Annotated in this window: 15 protein-coding genes; 11 read left to right on the forward strand and 4 right to left on the reverse strand. The window is 65.9% G+C overall.

The features are described from left to right. The 3 genes from EOA33_RS03880 to EOA33_RS03890 all read left to right on the forward strand — a co-directional run. Positions 1–288, forward strand: a 288-nt coding sequence (locus tag EOA33_RS03880; RefSeq protein ID WP_145989060.1) for an ABC transporter permease subunit, incomplete at its 5' end; no start/stop codon positions are given. After that, positions 285–1139: an ABC transporter ATP-binding protein gene (locus EOA33_RS03885; protein WP_127404982.1), complete on the forward strand. Its 855-nt coding sequence runs from the start codon at positions 285–287 to the stop codon at positions 1137–1139. The genes EOA33_RS03880 and EOA33_RS03885, both read left to right, overlap by 4 nt. Then, complete coding sequence (locus EOA33_RS03890) at positions 1136–1882, forward strand: ABC transporter ATP-binding protein (RefSeq protein WP_126056692.1); 747 nt, start codon at positions 1136–1138, stop codon at positions 1880–1882. Before EOA33_RS03885 ends, EOA33_RS03890 begins: the two co-directional genes overlap by 4 nt. A gap of 22 nt (positions 1883–1904) precedes the next feature. Here EOA33_RS03890 and EOA33_RS03895 read toward each other — a convergent pair whose 3' ends face one another. The 3 genes from EOA33_RS03895 to EOA33_RS03905 are packed head-to-tail and all read right to left on the reverse strand — an operon-like array spanning position 1905 to position 6912. After that, entirely contained in the window at positions 1905–4697 is a 2793-nt protein-coding gene (locus EOA33_RS03895) for an efflux RND transporter permease subunit (protein WP_281033503.1), read from the reverse strand. Further along, positions 4694–5776: an efflux RND transporter periplasmic adaptor subunit gene (locus EOA33_RS03900; protein WP_126056690.1), complete on the reverse strand. Its 1083-nt coding sequence runs from the start codon at positions 5774–5776 to the stop codon at positions 4694–4696. The genes EOA33_RS03895 and EOA33_RS03900 overlap by 4 nt, the downstream gene beginning before the upstream one ends. Continuing rightward, positions 5773–6912: an efflux RND transporter periplasmic adaptor subunit gene (locus EOA33_RS03905; RefSeq protein ID WP_127404983.1), complete on the reverse strand. Its 1140-nt coding sequence runs from the start codon at positions 6910–6912 to the stop codon at positions 5773–5775. The genes EOA33_RS03900 and EOA33_RS03905 overlap by 4 nt, the downstream gene beginning before the upstream one ends. A 262-nt stretch (positions 6913–7174) precedes the next feature. Between EOA33_RS03905 and EOA33_RS03910 the strand changes: the two genes are divergently transcribed. Continuing rightward, on the forward strand, positions 7175–8452 hold the full coding sequence (locus EOA33_RS03910; RefSeq protein WP_127404984.1) for a 4-aminobutyrate--2-oxoglutarate transaminase: 1278 nt from the start codon (positions 7175–7177) through the stop codon (positions 8450–8452). Here the strand turns inward: EOA33_RS03910 and EOA33_RS03915 are convergent. Beyond that, positions 8449–9699, reverse strand: coding sequence for an FAD-dependent oxidoreductase (locus tag EOA33_RS03915; RefSeq protein ID WP_127404985.1), 1251 nt, complete (start codon positions 9697–9699; stop codon positions 8449–8451). The genes EOA33_RS03910 and EOA33_RS03915 overlap by 4 nt on opposite strands. A gap of 434 nt (positions 9700–10133) precedes the next feature. Here EOA33_RS03915 and EOA33_RS03920 point away from each other — a divergent pair, with 434 nt between their 5' ends. From EOA33_RS03920 to tsaB, 7 genes are all read left to right on the forward strand, one after another. Then, positions 10134–11423 carry an imelysin family protein gene (locus EOA33_RS03920; protein WP_127404986.1) on the forward strand — a complete coding sequence of 430 codons (1290 nt, stop codon included), beginning with the start codon at positions 10134–10136 and terminating at the stop codon, positions 11421–11423. Positions 11424–11532: 109 nt separating this feature from the next. Next, positions 11533–11844 (forward strand): (2Fe-2S)-binding protein, encoded by a 312-nt coding sequence (locus EOA33_RS03925; RefSeq protein ID WP_126056686.1) that lies wholly within the window; start codon positions 11533–11535, stop codon positions 11842–11844. Further along, positions 11810–12295 (forward strand): bacterioferritin, encoded by a 486-nt coding sequence (gene bfr, locus EOA33_RS03930; RefSeq protein WP_126056685.1) that lies wholly within the window; start codon positions 11810–11812, stop codon positions 12293–12295. The genes EOA33_RS03925 and bfr overlap by 35 nt, the downstream gene beginning before the upstream one ends. A gap of 12 nt (positions 12296–12307) precedes the next feature. Beyond that, positions 12308–13915, forward strand: a complete 1608-nt coding sequence (locus EOA33_RS03935; protein ID WP_127404987.1) for a di-heme oxidoredictase family protein — start codon at positions 12308–12310, stop codon at positions 13913–13915. Next, positions 13915–14994 (forward strand): imelysin family protein, encoded by a 1080-nt coding sequence (locus tag EOA33_RS03940; RefSeq protein WP_127404988.1) that lies wholly within the window; start codon positions 13915–13917, stop codon positions 14992–14994. Before EOA33_RS03935 ends, EOA33_RS03940 begins: the two co-directional genes overlap by 1 nt. Before the next feature lie 3 nt (positions 14995–14997). Next, positions 14998–16113: a DUF1513 domain-containing protein gene (locus tag EOA33_RS03945; RefSeq protein WP_127404989.1), complete on the forward strand. Its 1116-nt coding sequence runs from the start codon at positions 14998–15000 to the stop codon at positions 16111–16113. Positions 16114–16252: 139 nt separating this feature from the next. Further along, on the forward strand, positions 16253–16722 hold a 470-nt coding region (tsaB, locus tag EOA33_RS40210), incomplete at its 3' end, for a tRNA (adenosine(37)-N6)-threonylcarbamoyltransferase complex dimerization subunit type 1 TsaB (RefSeq protein WP_245482219.1).

Here is a 16722-nt window from a genome sequence, read left to right on the forward strand (position 1 = left end):
GTGCTGCGCCACATCATGCCGCTCTGCATCTCTTCGCTGATCATTCGCGTGACGCTCGACATGGCCGGCATCATCCTGACAGCCGCCGGCCTCGGCTTCCTCGGCCTCGGCGCGCAGCCGCCGCTGCCCGAATGGGGCGCGATGATCGCGTCCGGCCGGCGCTTCATCCTCGACCAGTGGTGGGTTGCCGCGGCACCGGGTGCCGCCATCCTCATCGTCAGCCTCGGCTTCAACCTGCTCGGCGACGGCCTGCGCGACGCGCTCGATCCAAGGAGCGGCGACCAATGAGCGGCAACAAGAGCGACAAGGGCACGCTTCTTGAGGTCGACGATCTGCGTGTCACTTTCCCGACCCGCACCGGCCTGGTCGAGGCCGTGCGCGGCGTCACCTTCTCGCTTGGCCGCGAGCGACTGGGCATCGTCGGCGAGAGCGGTTCCGGCAAGTCGCAGACCGGCCGCGCCATCATGGGCGTTACCGCGCCGCAGGCCGAGGTCTCGGCGAACAAGCTCGCCTTCGACGGTATCGATCTGCTCTCCATAGCGCCGCGCCAGCGCCGGGCGCTGCGCGGAAACCGCATCGCGATGATCCTGCAGGATCCGAAATATTCGCTCGATCCGGTGATGAGCATCGGCCGCCAGATCGTCGAGACACTGCGCACGCATGAGAGGGTCTCAAAGGCCGAGGCGCGCGAGCGGGCGCTGGCCATGCTGGAGGCGGTGCAGATCCGCGATCCTAAGCGCGTTTTCGACCTCCACCCGCATGAGGTTTCGGGCGGCATGGGCCAGCGCGCCATGATCGCCATGATGCTGATTGCCGGGCCGGAGCTGATGATCGCCGACGAGCCGACCTCGGCGCTCGACGTCACCGTGCAGCTCGACGTGCTGAACATCCTCGACAAGCTGGTCGCCGAGCGCGGCATGGGCCTGATCTTCATCTCGCACGATCTGCGGCTGGTCTCGTCCTTCTGCGACCGCGTGATCGTCATGTATGACGGCAAGGTGGTCGAGCAGCTCAAGGCTTCGGAGCTGCGCGACGCCCGGCACCCCTATACGCGCGGTCTGCTCAACTGCATGCCGAGGATCGGCTTCGAGCGTCACCCGCTGCCGGTGCTCGACCGCAAGCCGGAGTGGGCGGCATGACCGCGGCGCTTTCCGTCGACAGGCTGGAGGTGATCTTCGACCGGTTTCGCGCGCTGAAGGGCGTCAGCCTCGAGGTCAGGGAGGGCGAGTCCTACGGGCTGGTCGGCGAGAGCGGCTCCGGCAAGTCGACGCTGCTCAGGGCGATCACAGGCTTGGCGCCCGCCTCTTCGGGCACCATCACCGTCAACGGCAAGACCCTCGGCAAGACTCGTGAAAAAGCCTTTTACCGCGAGGTGCAGATGGTCTTCCAGGACCCCTACGGCTCTCTGCATCCGCGCCAGACGGTCGACCGCCTGCTGCAGGAGCCGCTCGCCATCCATGGTTTTGCCGATGGCGAGAAGCGCATCGAACGCGCGCTGGACGAGGTCGGTCTCGGCAACGGCTTCCGCTTTCGCTACGCACACCAGCTCTCCGGCGGCCAGCGCCAACGCGTCGCCATTGCCCGCGCGCTGATCCTTGAGCCCTCGATCCTTTTGCTCGACGAGCCGACCTCGGCTCTCGATGCCTCGGTACAGGCGGAGGTGCTAAACCTGCTCGAAGAGGTGCGGCGACGGCGCAAGCTGACCTTCCTGATGGTCAGCCACGACCTCGCCATCATCACCCATATGTGCGAGCGGTTGATGGTGATGCAGAACGGCGAGGCGGTTGAGACGCTGACGGCGAGCCAGCTGATCGGCCACCGTGTGAGTGAGGATTATACGCGCAATCTGCTGAGGGCGAGTGAGGGGTTTGTGAGGGCGTAGCTTCTGTGCCGCGCAACTTGACTCACAAATGCGCCGCACCACTCTCTGACACCGTCTCGCTATGCACGCCGTCTTGCCGCCGGTCTTTCGGCTCCTTGATGCGGAACCACGTCACGTAAAGCGCCGGCAGGAACAGCAGCGTGATCGCGGTGCCGGCGATGATGCCGCCCATCATCGCGTAGGCCATCGGTCCCCAGAACACTTCGCGCGCAATCGGGATCAGCGCCAGGCTGGCGGCCGCGGCCGTCAGCGCGATCGGCCGCATGCGGTGCTCGGTCGCCTCGATGACGGCGGCCCAGCGGTCCTTGCCTTCGGCGACCAGGTCCTCGATCTGCACGATCAGGATCACCGAGTTGCGGATCAGGATTCCGATCAGCGCCAGCACGCCGAGGATGGCGACGAAGCCGAGTGGCGCGCCGCTCGGCACCAGTGCCGCCACCACGCCGATCAGGCCGAGCGGCGCCACTGCCACGACCAGGAACAGGCGTTGGAAGCTTTGCAATTGCACCATCAGGATGGTCGCCATGACGAACAGCATCAACGGCACGACCGCCGCGATCGGCCCCTGGCTCTTGGCGCTTTCCTCGACCGAGCCCGCGGTTTCGACCGAATAGCCCGGCGGCAGCTTGGCGATGAAGGCGTCGACCGACGGCTTCAGCTCGTTGACGACAGTGGCCGGCAGCACGTCGCCGACCAGACCGGTGCGCACGGTGATGGTCGGTATCCGGTCGCGCCGCCAGACCGTCGGCTGCTCGAGCTCGTAGCGTATGTTGGCGACCGCGGCGAGCGGGATGGCATCGCCGGTCCCGGTTGGCAATTGCATGTTCTGGAGCGTTGCGACCGAGCTGCGATCGGCCTCGCGCGAGCGCGCCACGACATCGATCAGATAGGTGGCGTCGCGCAGCTGGGTGATGGTGGCGCCGCCGACCGTGCTGTTCAGCGCGCTGGCGATGTCGGAGGAGGTGATGCCGAGCTGGCGCGCCTTGTCCTGCAGCACATCGACCCTGAGCACACGCTGCGGCTCGTTCCAGTCGAAAGTGGGCGCCGCCAGCTGCGGGTTGGCGGAGATGATGCCGGCGAACTCCTGCGCCAGGTCCCGCACCGTCTGGATGTCGGGACCGCCGACACGGTACTGCACCGGGCGCCCGACAGGCGGCCCGAGCTCGAGCGGCTTGACGAAGGCATCGGTGCCGACGAACTCCTCGCGCAGCAGCTTTTCCAGCGCCGGCTTGACCCGGTTTCGCGCCTCGATGCTCTTGGTGACGATGACCGTCTGGCCGAAATAGGGATTGGCCGGCTGCACGTCATAAGCCAGCAGGAAGCGCACCGCGCCCTGGCCGATATAGGATGAGAAATGGTCGATATCGGGATTGCCGACCAGCGCGCGCCCTTCGAAGCGCTCCATCTGGTCGCGCGTCTCGGTGATCGATGAATTCTGCGGCAGGTTCCAGTCGACGATCAGCTCCGGCCGGTCGGACGGCGGGAAGAACTGCTGCTGGACGAGGCCGAAGCCGGCGATGGAGGCCGCGAACAGCAGCACCGTCGCGATGATGGTCAGCCAGTGCCGGCGCACCGAAAGGACCAGCACGCGCCGGAACATCGAGGTGAAGCGTCCGGGCTGGTCATGATGCTTGGCCTTCATCGTCGCCGGCAGGATGGTGACGCCGAGCAGTGGCGCGAACAGCACCGCCACGATCCATGACACCAGCAGCGACACGGCGATGACGACGAACAGCGTGAAGGTGTATTCGCCGGCGGCGCTGTTGTTGAGGCCGATCGGGATGAAGCCGGCGACCGTCACCAGCGTGCCGGTCAGCATCGGGAAGGCGGTCGAGGTGTAGACGTAGGTCGCCGCCTTGCGCAGGTTGTCGCCGACCTCCAGCCGCGCCACCATCATCTCGACCGCGATCATGGCGTCGTCGACCAGCAGGCCGAGCGCGATGATCAGCGCGCCCAGCGAGATGCGCTGCAGCGAGATGCCGAGATAGGCCATGACGGTGAAGGTGATGGCGAGTACCAGCGGGATCGACAGCGCCACGACGAAGCCGGCGCGCATGCCGAGGCTGATGAAAGACACGGCAAGCACGATGGCCACCGCCTCGAACAGGGCGCGGGTGAAGCCCGATACCGCTTCCTCGACGATCACCGGTTGGTCGGCGACCAGATGCACGCCGACGCCGACCGGCAGGTCGGCCAGCACCTTGTTCATCTCCTCGTGCAAGGCCTCGCCGAACTGCAGCAGATTGGCGTTGGGCTTCATGCCGATGGCGAGCGCGATGGCATCCTGGCCGTTGAAGCGGAACAGCGACGTCGGCGGGTCGACATAGCCGCGCCTGATCGTCGCCACGTCGCTCAGCCGGAAGAAGCGGTCGTTGACGCGCAGGTTGATGGCGCGCAGGCTCTCTTCCGAGGTGAACTGGCCGCCCACGCGCACGCTGATGCGCTCCGGTCCGGACTGGATGACGCCGGACGGCGTGATCGCGTTCTGCGCCTGCAGGCTGGCCACGATCGCCTGCTGGTTGAGGCCGAGTGCTGCGATCTGGCGGGTCGAGAATTCGAGGTAGATCGCCTCGTCCTGGGCGCCGACAAGGTCGACCTTGCCGGCGTTCGGCACGGTCAGGATCTTGGTGCGGACATCCTCGACATAGTCGCGCAGCTGGCGCGGCGTCAGCCCGTCGGCGGTGAAGGCGTAGATGTTGCCGTAAACGTCGCCGAAACGGTCGTTGAAGAACGGCCCGACCACGCCTTGCGGGAACTGCGACCAGATGTCGTTGACCATGTTGCGCACCCAGTCGGAGAGGTTGAAGCCCTTCATATGGCTCCCCCTTCTTGTAGCTTGACCTGCTGACCCTCGGTGAGGCTGTGGACGCCCGCGGTGACGACGCGCATGCCAGCCTCGAGCCCTTCGGTGACGGTGAAGGTGGCGGCGCTTTTGGCGGCCACCTTCACCTCGTGCGCGCTGACGCTCGACGTCTTCGGGTCGACGATCCAGACCTTGGCGGCCCCGTCCTTCTCGAGCAGCGCCGATAGCGGCAGTTCGATCGTCGGCGTGACCTTGGTCATGCGCGTCGCCGTCACCGTCGAGCCGAGCCGGAACGCTATCGGCGGGTCGGTGAGCGTCAGCCGGACACGGCGGGTGCGGGTCGAGCCCTCGGCCTGCGGCGCCATCTCGCGCAGCTTGGCCTCGGTCTGGATGGTCGGCAGCGATTGCAGGATGACCTGGAACGGCGTGCCGGCGGCGAGATCGCCGGTGAGCCGGTCGGGGATGTCTACCACCGCCTCGCGCAGGTCCGAGCGCGCCACGGTGACCACCGTCTGGCCGGGCGACACGGTCTGGCCGACCTCGGCGCCGACGGCGGTAACGACGCCGTCGAAATCCGAGAACAGGCGCGCATAGCCGAGCTGCTCCTGCGATTTGGCAAGCGAGGCCTTGGCCCGCTCGACGCCGGCCTCGGCCGCTTTGCGCGCCTGCTGCGCGGCATCGAAGACGGCCTGGGTGGTGTTGGCGGCGGCCAGCAGCTGGCGCTGGCGCTCCTCGCTGGCGGCGGCGTTGGCGAACTGCGCCTCGGCGTTGGAAAGCTCGGCCTTGGCCGCCTGCACCGCAAGCTCCAGCGCCGTCGGGTCGAGGGCTGCGATCGTCGTGCCCTTGGTGACGATGTCGCCGACCTTGACGTCGCGGGCGACGACACGGCCGAGCAGGCGGAAGGAGAGGTCGGCGCTGACTTGCGGCTCGATCGAGCCGGCGAAGCCGAAGGTCTGGATGGTGCGCGGCTCGATCACCACCGACAGCACCGGCCGGATGATCTCCGGCGGCTTGTCTTCCGATTGCGAACAGCCGGCAAGCGGCGCAAGCAACAGCAGGGCGGGCACAAGCATGCGCGGCAGCCTTTTCATTGGCCTGCTCCCGCGATCTCGATCGCCTGTCCGGGGCTGAGCAACTGGCCGCCATTGGTGACGACGCTCTGGCCGGCCTCCAGCCCTCTGCTGATGACGACCACGCCGGAATCATAGGCCAGCACCTCGACCGGTGTCGTCGCAGCCGCCTTGCTCGATGGGTCTACCACCCAGACCGCCGGCTTGCCGTCAGTCGAGGTCAGCGCCTGCCAGGGCAGCAGGATCGCCTTGATCGGCTTGGCGCTGGCCGAGCCGATCACGGCCGCGCCCAGCGGCATGGCGGCGGGCGTGTCGGGAATGGCGACCTTGACCCGGATCGATCCCGAAGCCGGATCGACCGCCGGCGAGATCTCGCGCACCTTGCCCATCGCCCTGACCTGCGGGTCGGACAAGAGCGTGATCGTCACCGCCGGCGTTTGCGGCGTCCGCGCGACCAGCGTTTCCTGGACGTTGAACACCGCGTCGCGATCGCCGTCCTCGGCGATGGTGAAGACGGTCTGCGCCGCCTGCACCACTTGCCCGGCTTCGACCTGGCGGGCGGTGATGAAGCCCGCCGCACCGGCCTTGAGCTCGGTGAAGGACAAGTTCTCCTTGGCATTCGCGAACGCGCTTTGCGCGGCATTGACGCTGCCTTGCGCCACCTTAAGCGTCTGATCCGCCGTGTCATAGTCGCGCCGCGTGGTGAAACCCTGGCCGAGCAAGATCTTCTGGCGCTCGAAGGCTGCGGCGGCCTGCGTCAACTGCGCCTGCGCCGCATCGAGGTTGGCCTGTGCCGAGCGCAGGTCGGATTCCTGCTCCTGCGGATCGATGCGGGCCAGCACCGCGTCCTTGTCGACATGCTGGCCGACATCGACGAGCCGCTCGGCGATCCGGCCGCCGACCCGGAAAGATAGGTTGTTCAGCGTGCGCGCGGCGATCACGCCGGTCAGCGAGGTCCGTGGCGCGTAGTCGGCGATCCTGACCGTTTCGGCGCGCACCATGATCGGCAACTTCTTTGCCGCCGCCTCTTGTTTCTGGCACCCGGCGAGCGCCAGTCCCGCCAAGGCGCAGACGAGCATCGTGGAGCCAGGAAAAGACAACAGATTGAAGGCGTTGACCGGAAGCGTCGGGGCGGAAGGTGTCGCGTTCCTGCTCATGGTTCCCTCAACCGCGCGGGCCGCTCCCTGCGACGGATGCCGCGGACAATCGCGAGGATAATCGATCCCCCCAAAAAGGAAACCTCTGTCGTACGCGTATGGGCGGACTGGTCAAATTAGGGGAACCGCGTGACGGCAGGCCCAATCGACCGGCACTGGTGTGGGCTTGAGGAAAAGCTGAAATGGGGCCAGAACGGATTTCAACGGCATCAAACGAGAACGGGCCCCTATCTCGATGAGGGATGGCCCGATGAGGGACGAGATGAAGAATTCAGCCATTTCCGAACGCAAGAACCAGTCGATCTCGCGCGGCGTCGGCATGACCACGCAGATCTATGCCGATCGCGCCGAGAACTCGGAAATCTGGGATGTCGAGGGCCGCCGCTACATCGACTTCGCGTCCGGCATCGCCGTCGTCAACACCGGCCACCGCCATCCCAAGGTGATCGAGGCGGTCAAGGCGCAACTCGATCGCTTCACCCACACCTGCCATCAGGTCGTGCCCTATGAGAGCTATGTCAGGCTGGCCGAGCGTCTGAATGGCCTGCTGCCCGGCAAGTTCGACAAGAAGACGATCTTCGTCACCACCGGCGCAGAGGCGGTGGAGAACGCCGTCAAGATTGCCCGCAACGCCACCGGCCGCCCGGCCGTCATCGCCTTTTCCGGCGGCTTCCACGGCCGCACCTTCATGGGCATGGCGCTGACCGGCAAGGTGGTGCCCTATAAGGTCGGCTTCGGCGCCATGCCGGCCGATGTCTTCCACGCGCCGTTCCCGGTGGCGCTGCATGGCGTAACGGTCGCCGATTCGCTCGCCGCCCTCGACAGGCTGTTCAAGGCCGACGTCGATCCCGCCCGCGTCGCCGCCATCATCGTCGAACCGGTGCAGGGCGAGGGCGGCTTCTATGAGGCGCCGCGCGATTTCATGACTGCGCTGCGCAAGGTCTGCGACCAGCATGGCATTTTGCTGATCGCCGACGAGGTGCAGACCGGCTTTGCCCGCACCGGCAAGATGTTCGCCATGGAGCATCATGACGTCGCGCCCGACCTTACCACCATGGCCAAGAGCCTGGCCGGTGGCTTCCCGCTGTCGGCGGTCACTGGACGCGCCGAGATCATGGATGCGCCCGGCCCTGGCGGACTTGGCGGCACCTATGGCGGCAGCCCGATCGGCGTCGCCGCGGCCAACGCCGTGCTCGACGTCATCGAGGAGGAAAAGCTCTGCGACCGCGCCAATGCGCTGGGCAGCAGGCTGAAACAGCGACTGCAGTCGATCCGCGAGGACGTGCCGGAGATCGTCGACATCAGGGGTCCCGGCTTCATGAACGCGGTCGAGTTAAACGATGTGAAAAAGGGCCTGCCCTCGGCCGAAATCGCCAATGCGGTGCGGCTCAAGGCGCTCGACAAGGGCCTGATCCTGCTCACCTGCGGCGTCTACGGCAACGTCATCCGCTTCCTGTCGCCGATCACCATCCAGGATAGCGTCATGAACGAGGCACTGGACATTCTGGAAAGCTCGATCCGCGAGGCACGTGTCGCCTAACCGGTTGCCCTGGCGGGCTCCTCCTGAAACGCGGCCAGCGCCGCCTTCATCGCATCGGGCCCGCCGGCAACGGCCTGCGGTGCGGGCGAAAAGCCGGCCCCCAGCATCTTGCGGCCGAGCATATGATCGCCGGGGCGGTTGACGGATTCGATGCCGAGCAGCCGGCTGCCCGCATAGTGATAGATCGAGAACTTGTTCTCGGTGAGGTCGCCCGCCACGACATGGCTGTCGCCGCCTGAGGTCAGTCCGACCATCTGCAGCTTCATGTCGCCGATATCCGACCAGAACCACGGCACTGCCGAATAGGCGTCGGCATGGCCAAGGATGGTGCGCGCGGCGAGCCGCGCTTGGTCGGTGGCGTTCTGCACCGATTCCAGCCGCACATCGGCGCCGGTGAACCAGTGCCGGTAGGAGGCCGCATCGCCGATGGCGAGGATATCCGGCGCCGAGCTGCGCATCTGCTGGTCGACGCGGATGCCGTTGGCGACCGTGATGCCGGCGGTCTCGGCCAGTTCGACATTGGGCACCACGCCGATACCGATGATGACCATCTGTGCCGGCAGCCTTTCGCCGCCGGAGATGATCGCGGCCGAGACGCGGCCGCCTTTGCCCTCCAGGCCGACAACGGTGGTGCCGGTATGGATCCGCACGCCGATCGCTTCCAGGCGCTGCCTGACATGGCTGGCGATGACCGGCGCCACGGCCCGCCCGAGCAGCCGGTCGACGGCTTCGACCACAGCGACATTGCGCCCGGCCGCGCGCAGCGTCGCGGCGATCTCGAGCCCGATGAAGCCGCCGCCGAGGATGACGACATCCTCGCATTGGGCGCTGAGCTCGCGGATCAGCCGCGCATCGGCGAGCGATCGCAGCGACACCACGCCGGAGAGCTCCGAGCCCTGCAGCTTGAGCAGGCGCGGCCGGGCGCCGGTCGCCAGGACAAGGTGATCGAAGGCGAGCGATCCGCCGCCCGATACCCTCAGCCTGTGGGCGTCGGCTTCGATGGCCTCGATGCGGACGCCCGGCCGGTAGTCGATGGCGCTGCCTGAATAGAAGGCTTCGCCGCGCAGGGGCTGCGGCTTTGCGTCTGGGTCCTTGATGAAGGTCTTCGAAAGCGGCGGCTTGTGGTAGGGCAGTTCGCTCTCGTCGCCAATCAGGATGACCGGGCCGTCGTAACCCTCCTCGCGCAGGCTCGCCGCCGCCTGCACGCCAGCGTGACCCGCACCGACAATGACCACCCCGTTCTTCATCGCAGCCCTTTTTGCGCCCAAATCTAGGATATTCCGCCACGTGGCGATTGTCTGCCGCCGTCGCAAGAGCCCCGGTCCGGGTCGCACCCGGAATGGTCGCCTGTCAATCGCCGCATTCCATGATTACGTCGCATCGGCAAAGGCTTAAAGTTGATAGTTGTAGTTTAGAATTATTCTAAACAGTTGTTTCAATTGAATTTTCTTGGGTGGACCTGTTGACTTCCAGCCCCTTCGCCGCTTTATGGAGGCTCGCGCGGCAAGCGCATCCTTTGATGTCTGGGCCTTGAACCCTTTCGATTGGAGGCATTTCGGTGTCTGTCTTCCACGAACCGCGCAACGGCGCGGTCCATGTTGTGCCCGGCGGCATGCCCATGCCTCGTCACGGGCTGGCACGCGCGCCATTTAGCGAATTCCCAAGGAACTGGAGAACGATGATGACAGCACGTAATGGCGGCAGGGTCGCTGCGATCTGCGCGACTGCCGCGCTGACGGCGGCGGTGTTTGTGCTGCCGGCCAAGGCCGAAACCGACGCCAAGGCGGTCATCAAGACCTATGCCGACATCGCACTCGCCAAATACGAGGATTCGCTAACCACGGCGCAGGCCCTCGACAAGGCCGTCGACGCGCTGCTCGCCAAGCCTTCGGCGGACACGCTGAACGCCGCTCGCGAAGCCTGGAAGGCATCGCGCGTTCCCTACCAGCAGACCGAGGTCTACCGCTTCGGCAACAAGATCGTCGACGACTGGGAAGGCAAGGTGAATTCCTGGCCGCTGGACGAAGGCCTGATCGACTATGTCGCCAAGAGCTACGGCAGTGAGTCCGACACCAATTCGCTCTACACCGCCAATGTGATCGCCAGCAAGGAGATCGAGATCAACGGCAAGAAGGTCGACGCCTCGAAGCTGTCGCCGGAATTCCTTTCCGGCACGCTGCAGGAGGCCGACGGCGTCGAGGCCAATGTCGCGACCGGCTATCACGCCATCGAGTTCCTGCTCTGGGGCCAGGACCTGCACGGCACCGGTCCCGGCGCCGGCGAGCGGCCCTACACGGACTATGACCTCGCCAACTGCACCGGCGGCAATTGCGACCGCCGCGCCGAATATCTGAAGTCGGCGAGCGGCCTTTTGGTTTCCGACCTGCGGGAGATGGTCAACAACTGGAAGGAAGACGGCGCCGCCCGCAAGAACCTGGTCGATGGCGACGCCAACGCCGGCATTTCGACCATCTTCACCGGCATGGGTTCGCTGTCCTATGGCGAACTCGCCGGCGAGCGCATGAAGCTCGGCCTGCTGCTGCATGATCCGGAAGAGGAGCACGACTGCTTCTCGGACAACACCTACAACTCGCACCTCTATGACGCCGTCGGCATCCGCGCCGCCTACCACGCCAGCTACACGCGCCTCGACGGCACGGTCGTTTCCGGACCTTCGGTATCGGACATGGTCAAGGTCGCCGACCCGGCGATCGACAAGGAGCTGTCTGATAAGCTCGATGCCTCCGTCGCCAAGATGCAAGCGATCAAGGCGCGCGCGCTGGCCGGCGAGGCCTATGACCAGCAGATCGCCGAGGGCAACACCGAAGGCAACGCCACCGTGCAGGCGGCGATCGATGCGCTGATCGACCAGACCAAGTCGATCGAGCGCGCCGTCGGCTCGCTGAAGCTCAACAGCATCGCCTTCGAAGGCTCCGACAGCCTCGACGCGCCGGACAAGGTATTCAAGTAAGGCGCGAGCATACTCCTAAAAAGTGGAAGCCGATTTTTGGACAAGGTCATGCTCGAATGAGAAACAAGCCAAACGGCGCCGGAGCGGCGCCGTCAGCCAGGGCAAGTGAATGCTGATCTGCCATTGCAACATCATCACCGAGAAGGAGATCGAGCAGACGATCGTAGGGCTGCTGGATGAGGATCCCTGGCAGCTCATCGTGCCGGCCAAGGTCTATCATGCCATGCGCAAGCGCGGTCGCTGTTGCGGCTGCTTCCCAAATGTGGTGGAAACGATCATTCGGGTCACCGAGCACTACCACGCCCGCTCTGAGGCGAGCGGCGCCGACATCGTTTCACACCTGGACCGCGTCAGAGGCTTGCGCGGCCAATACGGGAGCAGAACCCATGAAAGGCGAACCGCAGGTCATCGAGCGGCTTAACGAGGCCCTGTTTCTGGAGCTGGGGGCCGTCAATCAGTACTGGGTCCACTATCGCCTGCTCGAAGACTGGGGCTACACCAAGCTGGCGAAGAAGGAACGGGCGGAATCGATCGAGGAAATGCAGCATGCAGACCGGCTCGTTGCCCGCATCATTTTCCTTGAGGGGCATCCGAACCTGCAGTCCGTGGCGCCGCTGCGCATCGGCCAGAACGTGAAGGAAGTGCTCGAATCCGATCTTGCCGGCGAGTATGACGCGCGCACCGCCTATAAGCGCTCGCGCGAGATCTGCCAGGAGGCCGGCGACTACGTGTCGATGAAACTGTTCGAGGAACTGCTTGCCGACGAGGAAGGTCACATCGACTTCCTCGAGACGCAGCTCGACCTGCTCGCCTCGATCGGCGAGGAGAAATACGGCCAGCTCAATGCCGACTCGGCCAACGAGGCGGAGTAAGGACATGCGGGAATGCGGCGCCGCCTAGATTTCCTGCGCCGCTCGCGGTGGGCCGAAGGCTCGCCTTCCTCGCCTTCCAGGGAAAGCTCGCTGGCCTGGCTGGTTCGCGGGCTTTCTCTCATTTCCGTGATGGCCACCGCTTCAGCGCTGGCTGGAGACCCGCTGCCCGCAGACCTTGCCGCCACGCGCAGCGATCTGACGCCAAAGGACCTGGCGCGCGTCATCGCCGTCACCAGGCCAACCGCGGACTTCTCCAAACCCGAGTCATTCGAGCTGATGCAGGGTGGCGCCGGCACGTCGCGCAAGGACGTCAACCGCGACGCCTTCTCCCAGCCCGCCGCCAACATCACCTTCGAGGAGGAGGGCAACTTCAAGCTCGGCAATGCGCTTTTCCGCAAGAACTGGGTGTCTTCGCCGTCCTCGACGCAGGCATCGGACGGGCTTGGGCCGCTGTTCAACGAGCGCGCCTGCCAGAATTGCCATCTGAAGGACGGCCGCGGCCGCCCGCCGGCAGGTGGCGCCGGCACCACCTCGATGTTCCTGCGCCTGGCGCGCGATGCAAGCAGCGAGCAAGAGAGAGCCGAGCTTGCCGGTCACAAGCTGCTAAACTTCCCCGATCCGGTCTACGGCTCGCAACTGCAGGGGCTGGCGGTAGCTGGCCTCAAGGGCGAAGGCCGCATGCGCGTCGACTACCAGGAAGAGAAGGTGACGCTCGCCGGCGGCTCCGTGGTCTCACTGCGCAAGCCGGGCTATTCCGTCGACGGCCTCGGCTACGGTCCGCTCGATCCGCGCACCACGCTGTCGCCGCGCCTGACGCCGCCGATGATCGGCCTTGGCCTGATCGAGCAGATCGCGCCCGCCGACATCCTCGCCCATGTCGATCGGGACGATCGCGACGCCGACGGTATCTTCGGCCGGCCGAATATTGTGCGTGATGAGTTGAGCGGCGAGGTGACTTTGGGCCGCTTCGGCTGGAAGGCGCAGACCGCGTCGATCCGCGAGCAGGCGGCGGAGGCCTTTGCCGGCGACATCGGCATCTCGACGCCGGAGGCGCCGAAACATTGGGGCGACTGCACGGAGGCCGAAAAGGCCTGCCTTGCCATGCCGAACGGCGTGCAGCAGCGGCTCGGCCCGGTCGAGGCGCCGCCGCCGGTCATGGATCTCGTCACCTTCTATTCGCAGAACCTTGCCGTGCCGGCCCGGCGTGACATCGATAACCGCCAGGTGCTGGCAGGCAAGAAGCAGTTCTACGAGATGGGCTGCATTTCCTGCCATACGCCGAAATTCGTCACCTTGCGCGGCACGCCCAACAAGGCGCAGGCCTTCCAGTTGATCTGGCCCTATTCCGACTTCCTGCTGCATGACATGGGGCCGGGCCTCGCCGATGGACAGCCTGTCGGCGACGCGACCGGCAGCGAATGGCGCACGCCGCCGCTGTGGGGCATCGGCCTGACCGGGACGGTCAACGGCAATATGTTCTTCCTGCATGACGGGCGCGCCCGCACCCTCGCCGAGGCGATCCTGTGGCATGGCGGCGAGGGGCAGAAGGCGCGCGACCGCTTTGCCGCCGCCGATGCTGCCGATCGCGATGCGCTGGTCAAATTCCTGGAGTCCCTGTGATGTCGAAGCGTCTTGCGGTTGCTCTCCTCCTTCCCCTGGCGCTGTTTGGCGTTTCCCCGGCATCGGCCGAGGTGAAGGCCTCCGCTGTCATCCAGCGGGCGATCGATGGCTTTATCCGCCCTGCCTATGCCAGCCTGCACGACCATGCCGGCAGCTTGACCAAGGCCATGCGGACGCTGTGCAATGCGCCGTCGCAAGGCAGCCTCGAGGCGGCGCGTGTCGAGTTCTCGGCCACGGTGGAGGCCTGGTCATCGGCTGAAATCATCGCTTTCGGGCCGATCAGGGAGAACAACCGGCTGGAGCGCATGCTCTACTGGCCGGACCGCAAGGGTATCGGCCTGAAGCAGGTGCAGGCGGCATTGGCCGGCAAGGACCCGACCGCCACCGATCCGGCGCAACTGGCGGACAAGAGCGTCGCCATGCAAGGGCTCGGCGCGCTCGAGTTCGTGCTTTACGGCGACGGCGCCGACGCCCTTGCCGGCAAGGACGATCCCTATCGCTGCGGCTACGGCGCGGCCGTCGCCGGCAATATCGAAACGATGGCCGCCGAGGTTGATGTGGCGTGGAAGCAGCCGGACGGATTTGCCGCGCTCTGGGCCAACCCGGGACCGCAGAACGCGCTCTACCGCGACGGCACCGAAGCGGTGACCGAGTTGGTCGGCGTCTTCATCAACGAGCTGGAGATGGTCCGCGACGTGCGCCTCAAAGGGTTCCTGGGCGGCAAGCCGGACGGCGACAAGCCCAGGCAGGCGATCTATTGGCGCTCGCAAAACACGACGAATTCCCTGGCTGGCAATCTGTCTGGCATCGACGCGCTGTTCGAGGCCTCGAAACTGGGCGATGCGCTTCCGGCCGACGCGCAATGGATGGCCGAGTCCATCCACATCCAGCTCGCCAATGGTGTTGCGACCGCCAAATCCGTCACCGGTCCGATCGACAAGGCGCTCGCCGATCCGGAGCTGCGAGACAAGCTTGATCATTTCGCGCTGATCACCTCGAGCCTGACGACCTTGATCGGCACTAGGCTGACCGCCGAATTCGGCCTGACCGCCGGCTTCTCCTCGCTGGATGGGGACTGAGCGATGATCTTGCCCCGCACGCCGCTGATCGACCGCCGCGATTTCCTGCGGGCCGCCGGCGCCGGCTTCATCGCCGGGATGGCGCCGCGGGCCTGGGCAAAGACGCTTGATGCCGACGCGGTCTTCGCCACCGCCTTCGTCAAGCGCGACGGCAGCTATGGCGCCGCCGTGCTGTCCGAGGCAGGCAATGTGCTGCATGCGATCGATCTGCCCGACCGTGGCCACGATGTCACCTTCGATCCGATCTCGAAGCGGTCCGTGGTCTTTGCCCGGCAGCCCGGCACCTTTGCCGTGGTTTTCGATCACACCCGTCGCGACAAGCCGCTGACCATCGCAAGCGTCACCGGACGACATTTCTTCGGCCACGGCGTCTTCTCGACCGACGGCGCGCTGCTCTATGCCACCGAGAATGACTTCGACAACGCCGCCGGCGTCGTCGGCGTCTATGACGCGCGCTCAGGTTTCGGGCGCGTTGGCGAATTCCCGACCTACGGCATGGGGCCGCATGAGTTGCTTTTGCTCGGCGATGGCCGGACGATCGCGGTCGCCAATGGCGGCATCGAGACCCATCCGGATTACGGCCGCGCCGAGCTCAACATCGCCACCATGAAGCCGTCCTATGTTCTGGTCGACCGCATCACCGGCGATCTGATCGAAAAGCACGAATTGCCGTCGGCTCTGCACCAGCTGTCTATCCGGCACATGGATCGCGACCAGTCCGGCACGGTCTGGTTCGGCTGCCAGTATCGCGGCCCGGCGACCGACCGGCCCCTGCTGATCGGTCGCGCGGCGCGCGGCCAGGACCTGCAGTTGCTCGACGTGTCGCAGGATGTGCTCGCGGGCTTCCGCAACTATATCGGCTCGGTCGCCGCCAATCCGGCCGCCGGCACGGTCGCCGTCACATCGCCGGAGGGCAATTCGCTCGCCGTCATTGACGCCGCCAGCGGCCGCATCGTCGCCACCAGGGCGCTGGTCGAGGTCTGCGGCCTGGCGCCTGACGGTTCGGGCTTCATGGCCACGACCGGCAACGGGGAGATCGTCGAGGGCAATGGCACGATGCGCTCCGAGCCCGACTATGTCTGGGACAACCACATGCTGCGCATCGCACAGCCGGCGTAGCCACCGCGATTGTTGGAGGGACGTTCTCGACCCCGGTCATGCCAAGCCGCATAACAAATATCCACCTTGCCCCTTGCAGGGACGGGCCGTGGCGGGCACAGGGAATTGTTTTTTCGACCCAAGGCATTAACTGGCCACCATGAAGCTGCTTGCCATCGACTGTGCCGCCTCTCTCTGCGCCGCTAGCGTCTATGACACGGCGGCGGAGAGCGAGCTTGGCCGCCAGGTGCTCGACCTCGGCAAGGGTCATGCCGAGCATCTGATGGCGGTCATCGACGCGGCGCTGAAAGCGGCGAAGACCCGCTACACAGGCCTCGACGCCATTGCCGTCTCCGTCGGCCCGGGTTCCTTCACCGGCCTGCGCGTCGGCGTCGCTACGGCGCGCGGCCTGGCGCTGGCGCTGAAGATCCCGGCAATCGGCGTGACCACGCTCGAGGCCCTGGCGGCGGAGGCGGCCGCGTCCTTTCCCGGTCGTGCCGTGCTCGCCGCCCTCGACGCCGGGCGCGAGGAGATCCATGTCGCCGCCTATGACAAAGCGTTAGTTTTGACTTACGGTCCGGCGGTGGCCACGCTCGCGCAAGCCACCGCCATTGCCGTGGAGACGTCCAC

This window comes from Mesorhizobium sp. M4A.F.Ca.ET.050.02.1.1 (assembly GCF_003997725.1).
GTDB lineage: Bacteria > Pseudomonadota > Alphaproteobacteria > Rhizobiales > Rhizobiaceae > Mesorhizobium.